This is a genomic window from Acinetobacter sp. ASP199 (genome assembly GCF_022700675.1).
Taxonomy (GTDB): domain Bacteria; phylum Pseudomonadota; class Gammaproteobacteria; order Pseudomonadales; family Moraxellaceae; genus Acinetobacter.
On record NZ_CP062182.1, the window covers coordinates 602,793 to 619,022 of the forward strand.

The 16,230-nt window shown below is 44.7% G+C and carries 11 protein-coding genes, 2 tRNA genes and 3 rRNA genes; 6 read left to right on the forward strand and 10 right to left on the reverse strand.

Features of this window, described 5'->3' with window-relative positions; all coding sequences use genetic code 11:
* Nucleotides 1-65: 65 nt before the first annotated feature.
* Both IHE35_RS02790 and IHE35_RS02795 read right to left on the reverse strand, forming a co-directional pair.
* Nucleotides 66-989 carry a mechanosensitive ion channel family protein gene (locus IHE35_RS02790; protein ID WP_242789222.1) on the reverse strand — a complete coding sequence of 308 codons (924 nt, stop codon included), beginning with the start codon at nt 987-989 and terminating at the stop codon, nt 66-68.
* Between the two features lie 9 nt (nt 990-998).
* A complete protein-coding gene (locus IHE35_RS02795; protein ID WP_242789223.1) occupies nt 999-1,820 on the reverse strand; it encodes a hypothetical protein in 822 nt (273 codons plus the stop codon).
* A 103-nt stretch (nt 1,821-1,923) separates the two neighbouring features.
* Here IHE35_RS02795 and gspE point away from each other — a divergent pair, with 103 nt between their 5' ends.
* Nucleotides 1,924-3,417: a type II secretion system ATPase GspE gene (gene gspE / locus IHE35_RS02800; protein ID WP_242789224.1), complete on the forward strand. Its 1,494-nt coding sequence runs from the start codon at nt 1,924-1,926 to the stop codon at nt 3,415-3,417.
* A 140-nt stretch (nt 3,418-3,557) separates the two neighbouring features.
* On the opposite strand, the gene IHE35_RS02805 is transcribed toward gspE, so the two are convergent.
* The 5 genes from IHE35_RS02805 to IHE35_RS02825 form a co-directional block, all read right to left on the reverse strand.
* The gene (locus IHE35_RS02805; protein ID WP_242789225.1) at nt 3,558-3,989 is read right to left on the reverse strand and encodes an organic hydroperoxide resistance protein; all 432 of its coding nucleotides are present in this window, start codon (nt 3,987-3,989) and stop codon (nt 3,558-3,560) included.
* A gap of 102 nt (nt 3,990-4,091) precedes the next feature.
* Nucleotides 4,092-4,916: a carbon-nitrogen hydrolase family protein gene (locus IHE35_RS02810; protein ID WP_242789226.1), complete on the reverse strand. Its 825-nt coding sequence runs from the start codon at nt 4,914-4,916 to the stop codon at nt 4,092-4,094.
* 24 nt (nt 4,917-4,940) lie between these two features.
* Entirely contained in the window at nt 4,941-5,459 is a 519-nt protein-coding gene (gene gigB / locus IHE35_RS02815) for an anti-anti-sigma factor GigB (protein WP_180184634.1), read from the reverse strand.
* Between the two features lie 112 nt (nt 5,460-5,571).
* A complete protein-coding gene (gene gigA, locus IHE35_RS02820; RefSeq protein WP_242789227.1) occupies nt 5,572-6,540 on the reverse strand; it encodes an RsbU family protein phosphatase GigA in 969 nt (322 codons plus the stop codon).
* A 102-nt stretch (nt 6,541-6,642) separates the two neighbouring features.
* A complete protein-coding gene (locus IHE35_RS02825; protein ID WP_242789228.1) occupies nt 6,643-7,587 on the reverse strand; it encodes a VacJ family lipoprotein in 945 nt (314 codons plus the stop codon).
* Nucleotides 7,588-8,130: 543 nt separating this feature from the next.
* On the opposite strand from IHE35_RS02825, the gene IHE35_RS02830 reads away from it, so the two are divergent.
* The 5 genes from IHE35_RS02830 (at nt 8,131) to rrf (ending at nt 13,494) form a co-directional block, all read left to right on the forward strand.
* Nucleotides 8,131-9,670, forward strand: a 16S ribosomal RNA gene (locus IHE35_RS02830).
* A gap of 61 nt (nt 9,671-9,731) precedes the next feature.
* Nucleotides 9,732-9,808 (forward strand) — tRNA-Ile (locus IHE35_RS02835).
* A gap of 61 nt (nt 9,809-9,869) precedes the next feature.
* Nucleotides 9,870-9,945 (forward strand) — tRNA-Ala (locus IHE35_RS02840).
* Nucleotides 9,946-10,304: 359 nt separating this feature from the next.
* Nucleotides 10,305-13,198: ribosomal RNA gene (locus IHE35_RS02845) — 23S ribosomal RNA — on the forward strand.
* Between the two features lie 181 nt (nt 13,199-13,379).
* Nucleotides 13,380-13,494, forward strand: a 5S ribosomal RNA gene (gene rrf / locus IHE35_RS02850).
* The 16S, 23S and 5S rRNA genes sit together here with 2 tRNA genes alongside, the layout of an rRNA operon.
* A gap of 687 nt (nt 13,495-14,181) precedes the next feature.
* Here the strand turns inward: rrf and IHE35_RS02855 are convergent.
* The 3 genes from IHE35_RS02855 to IHE35_RS02865 are packed head-to-tail and all read right to left on the reverse strand — an operon-like array spanning nt 14,182 to nt 15,947.
* Nucleotides 14,182-14,835, reverse strand: coding sequence for a hypothetical protein (locus tag IHE35_RS02855; RefSeq protein WP_242789229.1), 654 nt, complete (start codon nt 14,833-14,835; stop codon nt 14,182-14,184).
* Between the two features lie 19 nt (nt 14,836-14,854).
* Nucleotides 14,855-15,283, reverse strand: a complete 429-nt coding sequence (locus IHE35_RS02860; protein WP_242789230.1) for a ClpXP protease specificity-enhancing factor — start codon at nt 15,281-15,283, stop codon at nt 14,855-14,857.
* Nucleotides 15,284-15,296: 13 nt separating this feature from the next.
* The gene (locus IHE35_RS02865) at nt 15,297-15,947 is read right to left on the reverse strand and encodes a glutathione S-transferase N-terminal domain-containing protein (RefSeq protein ID WP_242789231.1); all 651 of its coding nucleotides are present in this window, start codon (nt 15,945-15,947) and stop codon (nt 15,297-15,299) included.
* Nucleotides 15,948-16,230 lie beyond the last annotated feature (283 nt).

Sequence of the window (16,230 nt, forward strand, 5' to 3'; positions counted from 1 at the left end):
AGTATTTATTTAATGACAACTCCCTCTCCCTGTGGGAGAGGGTTGGGGTGAGGGAGATTAAAGGATTATTTTAAATCCGGTTCCCGTTTTAATTCTTTCTCATTGGCATATTGATCAATATCCTCATTTCCCAGCGGACGCGCGAGAGGATGATCTACAAAGCCCATTTTCGGTACGGGAATCTCAATATGATTTTCCAGGAAACCATTACGAATGCGTTCCTGCATTTCATCGCGAACTTTCAAAAAGTTTTCGCGTTGACACCAGACTGCAAATAGCAACTCAATTGAAGACTCACGGAAAGCGGTTACCGTGACAGCCGGTTTCGGATCGGCAAGCACCATTGGATATGCATTTGCCACATCCAGCAGCACTTCACGCACTTTGATAATATCTTCATGAAAGTTAATTGCCAGCGTAATCGGAATACGCCGGATCGGGAACTTGGACAGATTCTGTACCGGGGCACGAATCAGCTGTTCATTCGGCAAACGGACGTAGATATTGTCCTGCGTTAATAATTTGACTGAGAGCAGGTCAATCGAAATCACTTCACCTTCAATGGTATGTCCACGAATCAGGGTAATCTGAATGGTATCGCCAACTTCAAAAGATCCCTCACCGATCAGAAAGATACCGCTGATCAGGTTGGATGCAGAGGTTTGAGACGCAAAACCCAGTGCAACCGTTAAAATACCTGCTGCACCTAAGAAGACACTGAGCTTAAAGCCGGCTTCCTTTAAGCTGGCCATAACAAACAGCAGGAAAATAAAGTAGAAAATACCGCGACGCCAGACCATTTGCTGATGGGCATTAAAACGAAGACCAATTGTCCGGATAAAGGCATTCGAGAAAAAGCGTGCAATGAGGAAGCCGATAAAACACAACACGATTGCAACGGCGATTTCCGTTAGCCGGTCGGTATTGATATTGGTAAATACACCTTTCAGGCTACTGGTGACTTCAGAAGAAATACTTGAATTTGCCATTAGCCGTCCTTAAAAGAATGAATCGAACATATTAAACAGGTTGCCTGCAGGATCACGCGGCGGATGCAGATAGTCCACTTCACCAGCATGCGGTGGCGTACGGTTTTCAATCCGAATTCGAGGTGGACGATCCAGACCTTCATGCAGGACTTTAATTTGTGAGGTCCAAAGGCGTCCAGTGCTGGCGCTAAAAAATAGCGGTAGGGCAGGTACGGGCACATTCATGCGGTCAAAGCGCAGTTGCTGATTACTGGTATTGTGGAACTCAATTGGCGTCACAGCACGAAATGCACGCGGTGTCAGCTGTTTCAGTTCAGTACGACCATCGACTGCTGTGGCATAACAGATTTCCCCAGAACGATGATTCGGGCCAAACCAGGTATCTTTCGGCAGAATGACCGGGACATCAAAAATCGGATCTCGCTGTCCATCGACAAAACCGGCAATCCATAGTGGCGTGCTGATATACAAGGTTCCACGTTGCCCGGCAGGAATATAAATGGGATCGACGGGTTTGATCACGACAGAACGGTCTGCCAGACGAGGCATCAGTTGCAGTTTACTTTGGGTTGACTTGAACATATAGCGTTCAATTTTCACTGGCGGAGGAAAGGCAAAGTGCGGATCTTCGATTTGATACCATTTCTGCTCATAGTCAAACTGTACCACAGGGCGGTAATACTCTAACCGCCATTCCTGCAAGCCACGTGTCAGGCGGAACAGCAGCGAACCAAATTGCCATGCTTTGGATTCATTTATTTCAAAATTCTGTTCACCCCACCAATGAATAGAGGGCTGAGTAGAGGAAAAATCAACTTGATCTTGTGGCAATGCGGCTGTCCTTTCGTACTAAATCTTTCTAAACATACTTCACGCTGTCATGTGCTTAGAGTACACTCAATTTAAATTTTTTCACTATTATTATAATTCCGCGATGCAAGTACTGAAACAATTACAAATCCCTTATAGTTTTGCCAAACGCCATGGGGTGTTGTTACGTTATGAAGGGGATCAGGTCTTTATCGTCCGTCGTGATAATACCTCGATGCTTGCATTGCAGGAAGCACGCCGTTTTTTGGGTCATGCTGCCCAGTATCAGCTCTGCAATGATCACGAATTCAGTCAATTACTCAGCAGCAGTTTCGCTGGGGACAGCGGTGAATCACAACAGGTCGCAGCTGGTCTGGAAGATCATCCAGATTTACTTAGTCTGGCCGACTCTGTGCCTGAAGCCGAAGATTTGATGGATCAGGAAGATGATGCGCCGATTGTCCGCCTGATTAACGCCTTACTTTCAGAAGCCATCCGTGTAGGTGCTTCCGATATTCATATTGAATCCTTTGAAAAGAAACTTTCAGTGCGTTTGCGGGTCGATGGTCAGTTACGTGAAATTGTCCAGCCACGTCGTGAACTGGCACCACTGTTAGTATCTCGTATCAAGGTCATGGCCAAACTGGATATTGCCGAAAAGCGTATTCCCCAAGATGGTCGTATTTCCCTGCGCTTAGCAGGGCGTGAAGTTGATGTCCGTGTTTCTACTTTGCCATCTTCTTATGGTGAGCGCGTGGTAATGCGTCTTCTGGACAAACAGGCGGGTCGTCTGAATATGACCCACTTGGGTCTGATGAATAATGACTATGATCGCCTCAAGACTTTAGTGCATCGTCCACACGGGATTATTCTGGTCACTGGCCCAACTGGTTCAGGTAAAACGACGACACTTTATGCAGCATTATCTGACCTGAATGATGGTTCCAAGAACATCCTGACCGCGGAAGATCCGGTCGAGTATCAGCTAGAGGGTATTGGTCAGACTCAGGTAAATACCAAAGTGGATATGACCTTCGCCCGTGCTTTAAAAGCGATGTTGCGTCAGGATCCTGATGTGGTCATGGTGGGTGAGATTCGTGACCTGGAGACAGCAGAAATTGCCGTGCAGGCATCTTTAACCGGTCACCTGGTTTTATCAACCCTGCATACTAATACTGCAATTGGTGCAGTAACCCGTCTTAAGGATATGGGGATTGAACCTTTCTTATTATCCAGTTCATTGATCGGGGTGATTGCCCAGCGTTTGGTACGTACGCTCTGTTCACATTGTGCGACCTGGCATGTGGCGGACGAATATGAGCAAGGTCTATTTGCCCATGTTTATGACGGGACACAATTAGAGTTACCACAACCGAAAGGTTGTGAGCGCTGCTCACATACCGGCTTTACTGGTCGAACTGCGATCTATGAAATTGTCCCGGTGGATGATCACATGCGCCGTCTGATTCATGGTAATGCGCCAGAATATGAGTTGGAAAGCTACGCACGCCAACAATCTGGTTCTATTCGTGATGATGGCTTACGTAAAGTGCTGGCAGGTAAGACCACGGTTGAAGAAGTACTGCGTGTCACCAATGAAGCTGCTGAGCTAGCTTAAAAAGACCGACTTTAAATTAAGAATAATGCCTATAGAAAATAGCAGCCAATCAGGCTGCTATTTTTGGTAGATGGCTAGACTCTGAAACTTTATGGTTGTGGTTATATTTGAGTTCAGCCCTTGAGTTTTATCAGTGTAATTTAAAGTTGGGTGATGACGTTGAGTGTCACATCTATATTATTCCGCGTCGCATTAGAATATGGACAGACGATATGTGCAGCATCCACCAGCTTTTGAGCTTCGTCCTGATCCATACCTTCCAGATGAATATTTAGGGTGACTTCAATACCAAAGCCAGTTGGGATTGGACCAATACCGACATCACCTTCAATATAAGCATCTTTACTGATATTTAGCTTATCGCGATTGGCCACAAATTTCATGGCACCGAGGAAACAGGCCGAATAGCCAGCAGCAAAGAGTTGTTCCGGATTGGTACTGCCGCCAGGACCACCCATTTCCTTCGGTACTGCGAGTTGCATATCCAGCAGTTGATCATCCGTAGTGACACGACCATCGCGGCCACCTGTCGCTTTGGCATGTGCGGTATAGACAGCTTTTTCTAATGACATGATATGAATCCCTGTTATTTTTTCATGGAGCTTCTATGCTCAATGATTTTTAGGCAGGAATAAGCAGGGATTTTGTTATTTTATGCAGGAAAATCGCAAATTCTAAAACTGCATCAATTTGCGATGTTGCATCAATGGCATGGATTCACGAACTTTATGCTGTTCATTTAAATCAAAGTCTACCGTGATCAGTTGAGCACCTTCCGCATGTACCATATCCAGCACCTGACCGCGGCTATTGGTTGCAGCAGCATGTCCCCAAGTTTGACGTTTTTCTCCATGCCAACCCTGTTGCGCGGCACCAAGAACGGCACATTGGGTGTCCATGGCACGTGATTGAAGTAATAATTGCCAGTGCATCTGACCAGTCGTATAGGTAAATGCAGCAGGAGCAGTCAAAATGTTTGCGCCCTGTTGGCGTAAGGTTAAAGCCAGCTCCGGGAAGCGTAAGTCATAACACACCATCAGACCAATATTGCCAAATGGGGTTTTCGCCACCATGACATCTGTACCAGGTTCAAAGAATTTGGATTCCTGATAGCCACCGACGGCATCACCGACTTGTACATCAAATAAATGAATTTTGTCATAACGTGCTTCAGTCTGTTCCGGGCTAATGCATAGGCTTACTGTGCGAACACGACCATCTTCAATGACTGAGCCATCCGGACGATAAGGGCAAGGCAGGGTACCGGCGATCATCCAGATCTGATATTGATGTGCCAGTTTTTCAAGACGTTGCTGAATAGCTTCAAACTGAGCTGCGGTTTCGCGTTGTTTTCCGGCAGCAAAGCAGACAAAGTTTTCAGGAAAGACAATCAGTTCAGCACCATTGGCTTTGCTCTGTTGGATCAGGGATTCTATCGTTCTGAAATTGTCTTCAATTTCATTCTGAGAATTCATTTGTACAACAGAGAGTAAAGTCATGGTTTCCTTCCTGGAAAATTAAGATTAAATATTGGGTTCGGACACCTTATCGAGATTGTCCTGCTCTTTTTGCAGTTGTTTGACCAAAGGCTCGAACATATTCTTGTTACTTTCATTGAGTTTCATCAATGTCTTATGCGCATCCAGAACTGTGGTCAGCATATTGCGATGTGTCACATGTTCTTCAATGAGGGCGCGCGTACAGACATGTGAATCTCCACAATAATTCAGGATCACAAATACCTGTCCTAAACCCATGCTATTGGCCAAGGTGGTGATATCTGAATTGGTAGAGAGCATGACAGCCTGGATATGATGCACTTGTTTCAGCTTCAAACCCAGTTTTGCAAGAACGCCGAGTACAGTACTGTCAATAAAACTGGTTTCGGTTAAATCAACGATCGCACCAACGACATTATTTTGCTGTTCAATTTTGTTCAGTAACTTGTCTAGACTTATGCAAGATTGCGCACGCACTTCGCCAATAAGTTTAAAAATATGCGTTCCGTTCAAACTTGCATATTCAACATGACCTGTTGACATATAAATGCCATTTGCAGAGAAGGATATTAAATTATCCCATAGGGTAGTTTGATACTCAAGTAGCTGAAGGTCTGAGTCAATTTAAGTATTTATTAACACAATAATTATATTACTAATTCATGCGGATGAAGCTAAGGAAGGCAATATCGTCTGCTACATGCTCTGGCGCTTGAAAAGATTGATTTTGCAAGTGATAGACCAGCTGTGAAAACTGTTCATTCAGGCCACCATCAAAAGGTTCCAGGGCACCATCTGAACATAAAATGAAGCGGGCATGACGTTTCAGGACAAATTCCTGTTCACTGACTTCCAGTTCTTCAGTTAGTCCAAGAGGAAAACTACTGGTGGATAAAATTTTTGGTGCCTGATTCGGCTCAAAGATAATAGGTGGTGGATAATGCCCGGCACTCGACCAGCGCACTACATGAGTTTCAAGGTTTAAAACCCCGGCAATCATGGTGATATGCTTTTCAATATTTTCCTGAACCAGCATCCCATTCAACTTTTTAATGAGCTCGCGTGGTGATTTAGAGCGACCGTGGAAAGCTGCCATCCATGAGGTGAGCAGGCTGCTGGTGACACCATGACCAGAGACATCAGCCAGATAGAATATCACCTCTTTATCGCTGATTTTCCAGTAATCGTACCAATCACCAGACAGATAAGCAGAAGGCTGAAAATACGTTTCTACCTGATAGTTCAACAGCTCAATGGGATTGGGCAGGAGTTTTTGTTGTAATTCTGCTGCGGAAGGTAAATCACGACTATCCTGGTTTCTTTTATATTGCGCATCAATTTTTTGTAAAGCGAGGAGAGGTTGAGCTGGAAGTTTATTCCAGATCCACCCGGCAAGCGCGCCTTGCTCCCAGGCTTGAGACAGTTCAGCACCTTCATTTTCCAAAGCCAGTACAATGGTTGGAAAATCCCATTGGTATTTCAGGTAATCATGCACGTCAGAAATTGCGAGAATAGTCTGGTCATACAACTCATGATCTTCAAGACCAATCATCTGCACATCTGGAAGCGTGTCAAGGACTTGGTCAAGATAAGGAACATCACGAGTCGGCTGAATAAAATACATAAGGAAGTGAACTAATCCCAAGTTTGTTTATTAGATGTACTATAACAAGCTATTGATTACCAGCGAATCTTTTTCACCGGTAATCTTGCGGAAATTATGAACTTAGAAGGCTGGTTCTGTCGATTCAGTCTGATCTTCATTAAATTCATCAAACTCATCTTCAAATTCGTCATCTATGTCAGTGAATAGACTTTCAGATTCCAGACCTTTCTTTTCAGCAATTGCATAGCTGGTACGTTGCAGATAAATGTCACGAATCTGTGCATATTTATCACCGCTTAATACACCTTCAATCTCAAGTAATTGAGAACGTGCATCGACACCGCGCCATACCTGATCAAACCAGTATAGACCTTCCTGATCTTCCAGAAGATATTTCTGTGGACGTGCCTGACTGTCAACAGCAAGGCCAATACCATCACGAATTGTACTTGGACCAAAGACAGGCAATACCAGATAAGGACCAGAAGGAATACCATAATAGCCCAAAGTCATACCAAAGCGTTCACCTTCATTTTCCAGGCCTAGACGACGAGCAGGATCAGCCAGACCTAAAGTAGTTAAGGTATTCACTGTAAAACGCCCTAATGATTTAGCTGCACGAAGCGGGCGACCTTGAATAAGCTGGTTCACAGCATTCCAGGGTTCACTCAGATTGCTGCGGAACTGAGTATAAGAGCCACGCACATCCTGCGGGACTTTCTCGGTGTATTGAACTGCCAATGGTCGAACTGTAGCGCGATCGATTGCGTCATTAAACTTAAAGACCTTTCGGTTCCAGGACTGAAACGGGTCTTTTTGTTCATCAGCCTGAGCAGCACTGGCATTAACGTTGAGTTTTTCTTTCCAGGCAGCTAGCGCCTTTTTGTATTCGGCAGTTTCACTGGTCGATTCAGGAGTAGTAGCTTCTAGTTCAGTAGGAGAAGTAGATAAATCAGCAGAGGCCTCGGTATTTGCAGATTGATCCGTTTGGAGATCTTCTGCATAGACAAAGGAGCTGGTCACTAAACTGATTAAACCAGCATACAGATAAGAGGAATGACGCATAGCAAATTCCAGAAAATTCTATTTAATGATGAAGCGAAGCCGACAAAGTATAAAAATAATAAACGTGAAGAGGTGTCTATAGTCTCTATTTAATCAAATTTGACCAAATAATGAATCAAAAAAACGTAAAAGATTAAAAAATAAACATACGTTGAGATTATTTAAAAAAAGGGGTTGCAAGGCATGTGAAATGCTGTAGAATGCACATCTATCGGCGGTGATGAAGATTAAAACTTCTGATAAAACAGTAACTTAGTTAAAGTTGATTAAGTTAGGTTTTAGAAGGGAAGTTTAAAATAATTTGAATTACTGATTGACTTTCTAGAGATAGGGGGTAATATAGCCGACCTAGCTTGCTGGTGACGAACCAACAAGAAGATCATTAAGAGATTATGAAGAACAACTTGTGTGGATTTTTACTGGTTGATCAATCGAAACTATTTTCATTGATAATTGGTAGAAATTTCTCGAAGTTTATTTGAGCAAATTTTTTGTCAGTAATTGATGAGCCAAGATTGGCACCCTATAGGTGCTATTGATTTTAAACTGAAGAGTTTGATCATGGCTCAGATTGAACGCTGGCGGCAGGCTTAACACATGCAAGTCGAGCGGAGAGAAAGTAGCTTGCTACTGGATCTTAGCGGCGGACGGGTGAGTAATGCTTAGGAATCTGCCTATTAGTGGGGGACAACGTTCCGAAAGGAACGCTAATACCGCATACGTCCTACGGGAGAAAGCAGGGGACCTTCGGGCCTTGCGCTAGTAGATGAGCCTAAGTCGGATTAGCTAGTTGGTGGGGTAAAGGCCTACCAAGGCGACGATCTGTAGCGGGTCTGAGAGGATGATCCGCCACACTGGGACTGAGACACGGCCCAGACTCCTACGGGAGGCAGCAGTGGGGAATATTGGACAATGGGCGGAAGCCTGATCCAGCCATGCCGCGTGTGTGAAGAAGGCCTTTTGGTTGTAAAGCACTTTAAGCGAGGAGGAGGAACTCTAGATTAATACTCTAGATGTTTGGACGTTACTCGCAGAATAAGCACCGGCTAACTCTGTGCCAGCAGCCGCGGTAATACAGAGGGTGCGAGCGTTAATCGGATTTACTGGGCGTAAAGCGTGCGTAGGCGGCTTTTTAAGTCGGATGTGAAATCCCTGAGCTTAACTTAGGAATTGCATTCGATACTGGAAAGCTAGAGTATGGGAGAGGATGGTAGAATTCCAGGTGTAGCGGTGAAATGCGTAGAGATCTGGAGGAATACCGATGGCGAAGGCAGCCATCTGGCCTAATACTGACGCTGAGGTACGAAAGCATGGGGAGCAAACAGGATTAGATACCCTGGTAGTCCATGCCGTAAACGATGTCTACTAGCCGTTGGGGCCTTTGAGGCTTTAGTGGCGCAGCTAACGCGATAAGTAGACCGCCTGGGGAGTACGGTCGCAAGACTAAAACTCAAATGAATTGACGGGGGCCCGCACAAGCGGTGGAGCATGTGGTTTAATTCGATGCAACGCGAAGAACCTTACCTGGCCTTGACATACTAAGAACTTTCCAGAGATGGATTGGTGCCTTCGGGAACTTAGATACAGGTGCTGCATGGCTGTCGTCAGCTCGTGTCGTGAGATGTTGGGTTAAGTCCCGCAACGAGCGCAACCCTTTTCCTTATTTGCCAGCGGGTTATGCCGGGAACTTTAAGGATACTGCCAGTGACAAACTGGAGGAAGGCGGGGACGACGTCAAGTCATCATGGCCCTTACGGCCAGGGCTACACACGTGCTACAATGGTCGGTACAAAGGGTTGCTACCTCGCGAGAGGATGCTAATCTCAAAAAGCCGATCGTAGTCCGGATCGCAGTCTGCAACTCGACTGCGTGAAGTCGGAATCGCTAGTAATCGCGGATCAGAATGCCGCGGTGAATACGTTCCCGGGCCTTGTACACACCGCCCGTCACACCATGGGAGTTTGTTGCACCAGAAGTAGGTAGTCTAACCGTAAGGAGGACGCTTACCACGGTGTGGCCGATGACTGGGGTGAAGTCGTAACAAGGTAGCCGTAGGGGAACCTGCGGCTGGATCACCTCCTTAACGAAAGATTGACGATTGGTAAGAATCCACAACAAGTTGTTCTTCATGACGATGTATCTGAGGGTCTGTAGCTCAGTTGGTTAGAGCACACGCTTGATAAGCGTGGGGTCACAAGTTCAAGTCTTGTCAGACCCACCACTAACGACAAGCAAGCAATTGCAGAGTGAAGAAATCAGAAACATTGACTTATTGATAAGCTGGGGACTTAGCTTAGTTGGTAGAGCGCCTGCTTTGCACGCAGGAGGTCAGGAGTTCGACTCTCCTAGTCTCCACCACGTATCCTTCGGATACGTAATAAGCAAACGGTTTGTTAGATTATAGAATTTAGTAAGAAGTTGGCGTAATATGCGCATCTTATTAAATTCTGTGATTTATCACAGCATCTAGACCTGACGAAGGCTAGAGAAATCATTAACAGAATATATTTGAGTTGAAATAATTTGTTCAAACTCGTTTTAAACAACCTAACAAGCAATTGTGAAAGTTGAATGAAATGAGTTCTAGCGATTAAACTGAATCAAGCGTTTTGGTATATGAATCTAATTGAAGCTGTACAGTGATTAAGTTCACAAGACACTAAACTGTTATGTTGGTTGTTCTACTTGTAGGAACAAACGACTGTTTGGGGTTGTATAGTCAAGTAATTAAGTGCATGTGGTGGATGCCTTGGCAGTCAGAGGCGATGAAAGACGTGATAGCCTGCGAAAAGCTCCGGGGAGGCGGCAAATATCCTGTGATCCGGAGATGTCTGAATGGGGAAACCCACCTGGTATAAGCCAGGTATCATTAACTGAATACATAGGTTAATGAGGCGAACGGAGGGAAGTGAAACATCTCAGTACCTCTAGGAAAAGAAATCAATTGAGATTCCCTCAGTAGCGGCGAGCGAACGGGGAACAGCCCATTAAGTCATATCAGTTTTAGTGGAATGCTCTGGGAAGTGCAACCATAGTGGGTGATAGTCCTGTACACGAAAGGGCTGATATGATGATGTCGAGTAGGGCGAGGCACGTGAAACCTTGTCTGAATATGGGGGGACCATCCTCCAAGGCTAAATACTCCTGACTGACCGATAGTGAACCAGTACCGTGAGGGAAAGGCGAAAAGAACCCCTGTGAGGGGAGTGAAATAGATCCTGAAACCGCATGCATACAAGCAGTGGGAGCCGACTTGTTCGGTGACTGCGTACCTTTTGTATAATGGGTCAGCGACTTATATTCAGTAGCAAGGTTAACCGTATAGGGGAGCCGTAGGGAAACCGAGTCTTAATAGGGCGTTTAGTTGCTGGGTATAGACCCGAAACCGGGTGATCTATCCATGAGCAGGTTGAAGGTTAGGTAACACTGACTGGAGGACCGAACCCACTGTCGTTGAAAAGCCAGGGGATGACTTGTGGATAGGGGTGAAAGGCTAATCAAACTCGGTGATAGCTGGTTCTCCCCGAAAGCTATTTAGGTAGCGCCTCGGACGAATACCATTGGGGGTAGAGCACTGTTTCGGCTAGGGGGTCATCCCGACTTACCAAACCGATGCAAACTCCGAATACCAATGAGTACTATCCGGGAGACAGACTGCGGGTGCTAACGTCCGTAGTCAAGAGGAAAACAATCCAGACCGCCAGCTAAGGCCCCTAAATTATAGTTAAGTGGGAAACGATGTGGGAAGGCATAGACAGCTAGGAGGTTGGCTTAGAAGCAGCCACCCTTTAAAGAAAGCGTAATAGCTCACTAGTCGAGTCGGCCTGCGCGGAAGATGTAACGGGGCTAAAACTATATGCCGAAGCTGCGGATTTGCAATTTATTGCAAGTGGTAGGGGAGCGTTCTGTAAGCCGATGAAGGTGGATTGAGAAGTCTGCTGGAGGTATCAGAAGTGCGAATGCTGACGTGAGTAACGACAAAGCGGGTGAAAAACCCGCTCGCTGAAAGACCAAGGGTTCCAGTCCAACGTTAATCGGGGCTGGGTGAGTCGACCCCTAAGGCGAGGCCGAGAGGCGTAGTCGATGGGAAATTGGTTAATATTCCAATACTTCTGTTTAATGCGATGAGAGGACGGAGAAGGTTAAGTCAGCCTGGCGTTGGTTGTCCAGGTGGAAGGTTGTAGGCATGTATCTTAGGCAAATCCGGGGTACTCTATGCTGAGAACTGATAGCAAGCTGTACTTGTACAGTGAAGTGGCTGATACCATACTTCCAGGAAAAGTCTCTAAGCTTCAGTTAAACAGGAATCGTACCCGAAACCGACACAGGTGGTCAGGTCGAGTAGACCAAAGCGCTTGAGAGAACTCTGCTGAAGGAACTAGGCAAAATGGTACCGTAACTTCGGGAGAAGGTACGCTGTTGATGGTGATAGGACTTGCTCCTTGAGCTGTCGACAGCCTCAGAAACCAGGCCCCTGCAACTGTTTATTAAAAACATAGCACTCTGCAAACACGAAAGTGGACGTATAGGGTGTGATGCCTGCCCGGTGCTGGAAGGTTAATTGATGTGGTTAGCGCAAGCGAAGCTATTGATCGAAGCCCCAGTAAACGGCGGCCGTAACTATAACGGTCCTAAGGTAGCGAAATTCCTTGTCGGGTAAGTTCCGACCTGCACGAATGGCATAATGATGGGGGCGCTGTCTCCAGCAGAGGCTCAGTGAAATCGAAATCGCCGTGAAGATGCGGTGTACCCGCGGCTAGACGGAAAGACCCCGTGAACCTTTACTGCAGCTTGACATTGAACTTTGATCTTACTTGTGTAGGATAGGTGGGAGGCTTTGAAGTGGCGACGCTAGTTGCCATGGAGCCGTCCTTGAAATACCACCCTGGTAATATTGAGGTTCTAACTCTGCTCCATTATCTGGAGCGAGGACCATGTCTGGTGGGTAGTTTGACTGGGGCGGTCTCCTCCTAAAGAGTAACGGAGGAGTACGAAGGTGCGCTCAGCGTGGTCGGAAATCACGCGTAGAGTATAAAGGCAAAAGCGCGCTTAACTGCGAGACCCACAAGTCGAGCAGGTACGAAAGTAGGTCTTAGTGATCCGGTGGTTCTGTATGGAAGGGCCATCGCTCAACGGATAAAAGGTACTCTGGGGATAACAGGCTGATACCGCCCAAGAGTTCATATCGACGGCGGTGTTTGGCACCTCGATGTCGGCTCATCTCATCCTGGGGCTGAAGCAGGTCCCAAGGGTATGGCTGTTCGCCATTTAAAGAGGTACGCGAGCTGGGTTTAGAACGTCGTGAGACAGTTCGGTCCCTATCTACCGTGGGCGCTGGAAATTTGAGAGGATCTGCTCCTAGTACGAGAGGACCAGAGTGGACGAACCTCTGGTGTACCGGTTGTGACGCCAGTCGCATCGCCGGGTAGCTATGTTCGGAAGGGATAACCGCTGAAAGCATCTAAGCGGGAAGCCTACCTCAAGATAAGATTTCCCTGTGACTTTATGTCACCTAAAGAGCCGTTGAAGACTACGACGTTGATAGGTTGGATGTGGAAGTGTAGTGATACATGAAGCTGACCAATACTAATTGCTCGTGAGGCTTGACTATACAACACCCAAACAGTTGTATGTAAAGCATCAATTGATTTCATATTAATCAAAGCAACTTGATTTAGTGATCAAGCTAGATAAAATGAACACCTTAGATTGACTCAAGTATCTCTGTTAATAACTCATTTGGTAGAAAGCAAGGCAACCATAAGACCTAGCGAGTATCCATAAACAGTTGTGCTGGCGACAATAGCAAGAGTGAACCACCTGATCCCTTCCCGAACTCAGAAGTGAAACCTCTTAGCGCTGATGGTAGTGTGGGGTTACCCATGTGAGAGTAAGTCATCGCCAGCTCATTATTCCAAAACACCCCCTGACAACAGGGGGTGTTTTTTTATGTACTAAAAATATTCTAGAACTCATCTTATTCATCAACTGCTGCAATTGAGGGTGGGACTGACTTTACTGCATACAGTGCTTGGCCAAGTGGAATATCTTTTTTGCAAGCACAGCAATACTTACGGCTGACTAGGCACAGCTATAGTACTAAGAATAGCTTTAACATTTTCGATATCAAGCGTAATAGATTGCTATCCTACGAGTTTGATTTCAGAGGCAAGGCGGAAACTACAGCCAGAATCAAGCTGCTAAAGGAGTGAATAGCTTCAGTGTAGTTAAGTTATGGCATTTCTAAAGATGATTTAGTATTGCTGTAGAAATTTGGAATCGATGCTTAACTAGTAAAGATTAAATAAAGCTTTGTTTTCGCTTCGCTGGGTAATTAAAAGCTGATTGCGCAGTTGGTCGTACAGATGCTTCCCTACAGCCATATGGTGCTAATAAAAGGTTCTATAAGCTGTAAACGAATATTGTACAGTTTGAAAATCTTATTATCTTGTATAAAAATAGACTGACATTGCCCAATCTTTTTATTACATGACTAAAAATTTATGTATAAGCATTTATTTTTAATCATATGCTGTACGTTTGTATAAAAATAAAAAACCAGCATAAAGCTGGTTTTTTTCCAAGTAGAAAGATTTAAGCAAATACTTTCATAACCTGATCTACAAGTACCCATAGGATCACGATTGCAACTACAGGTTCTGCAATTTTTGCCCAGTTTGGTACATTCACCACAACCACATCTTCAACATCATGCTCAGGGTGCTGATTATTTTGGCTGACCATCTGATTAAACTCCTTCATCGTTGCCTCCAATGATAGCTCTTCTTGTGGCATTGGTTTAGAGCCTTTGAGTTCTGTTAGGTTATTTGTTGTCCAAATCCAATCATCCGCTTGACCAGAAAGATGTTCAATCTGACCATACAACAGTTCCTGAATACTGTTCAGATTATGATTTCCGGTATCATGCAACTGCTTAAGTTCTATGAGTTGGAGTTTGAAAATTTCATAAATACTGGCTTCTTGCATTTCAAGAGAAAGAGTAGACTGATTGGATTTAAGCGTACTTAGGTGACGAGCGATTTCCTGAATGTAAAGTTCATCAGGGTGGTTAATTTCATTATAAATTTTATTGGGATTGAGTCGCCATTCACTGATCAGCTTGCCTAAAGTCAGTGCGCTGATCTCGGCAATATATGCACGACGTTCCTGCTTTGGATACTGACTTAGAAGCTCAGGCTTTTGAGTTTCTATCTGTTCAACAAAATATTGCACTAAATCAAAAGCCATTCACTTACTCCGTTTTTGTTTAATCTAATAACCTTAGGCTTGGTTTTTTCTTAGGTGTTTCAGGTTTTTCTTCAGTGTTTGATTTTAAGGCATCTTCTTCAGTTTGTGTATGCTCATATTCACTTGGATCAAAGAATAATCCCTGACCATTTTCACGTGCATAAATGCCAAGTACCGCAGACATGGGTACATAAATATCACGTGATACACCACCGAAACGTGCCGAGAATGTAATCGCATCATTGCTTATATGCAGCGCATGTACAGCATGCGGTACGATATTCAGAATGATTTGACCATCTTTAATAAACTGCTCTGGCACCATGGTATTAGGACGCGTAGCATCGACTAACAGGTAGGGGGTCATATTGTTATCACAGATCCATTCATAAATCGCACGAGACATATAAGGACGTGTAGGCGTAAGGTTAAATTCCTGTTCAGACATAATGATTACTCGATTAATTTGATAACTGGGCAGCGTAGCGATTTTTTTCCTGCAGCGTCATCGATTTGATGAAAGCAGGACGGCTAAAGATTCGCTGGCAATACAGATAGAAAGGGCGGCATTGCTGTTTAGGTAATTCTATACCCATACTGTGCAGACGGATAAAGATCGGCGCAAGCATACAATCTAATATACTAAACTGCTCCGACATGAAATATGGGAAGTGTTGAAACAATGGCATCAGTGAAATGAGAATATCGCGAAGCTGTTTTTGTGCCTGAGCTTTTGCAGCTGGATCTAAAGAATCCGAATGCTTTAACATGATGTCAGCCAGTTTTAGCCAGTCATGTTCAAAGCGCCATAGATATTGCCGTTGCTCGGCTCGCGGCATTGGCGCATCGGCATAGAGTTTGTTTTGACGATAGCGATCATCTATATATTCAGAAATGATCTGGGTAATAAATAATTTGAGATCGTTTTCAATCAGCATTGGCAGCTGATTATAAGGGTTTAGACTGGCCAAGTCTTCATCATCACTATCGACCAAAATTAAATGATATTTAATTTGTTTTTCGGTAAGAACGTAGCGAATCCAATGGGAGCGAAAGTCATCGGCATGGCTATATAAGGTGATTCCTTGAAGTGGCGCGCTTTCGACTGACATAAATCCTGAACAAATTTTAGTGAGTAGAATAGGATACTAAAAATAAACCTAAAAAGCACGAAGCATAAAAGACCAATTGGCTTTTGACAGGGTAGATTATAAGAAAAAATGAAAGGAGCAAAACAAGATGATTATGAATTTAGGCTTAATCATAGTATTTATTATTATAGGTATAGCCAACTATTATCTGACCAAGTCTTTCTGGTGTCATGAAGGGGTGTGGGGTAAAGATGTTCATGAACAATAAACCTGGAATCCTGCTAAATGGTCAATTTAAAGCCAT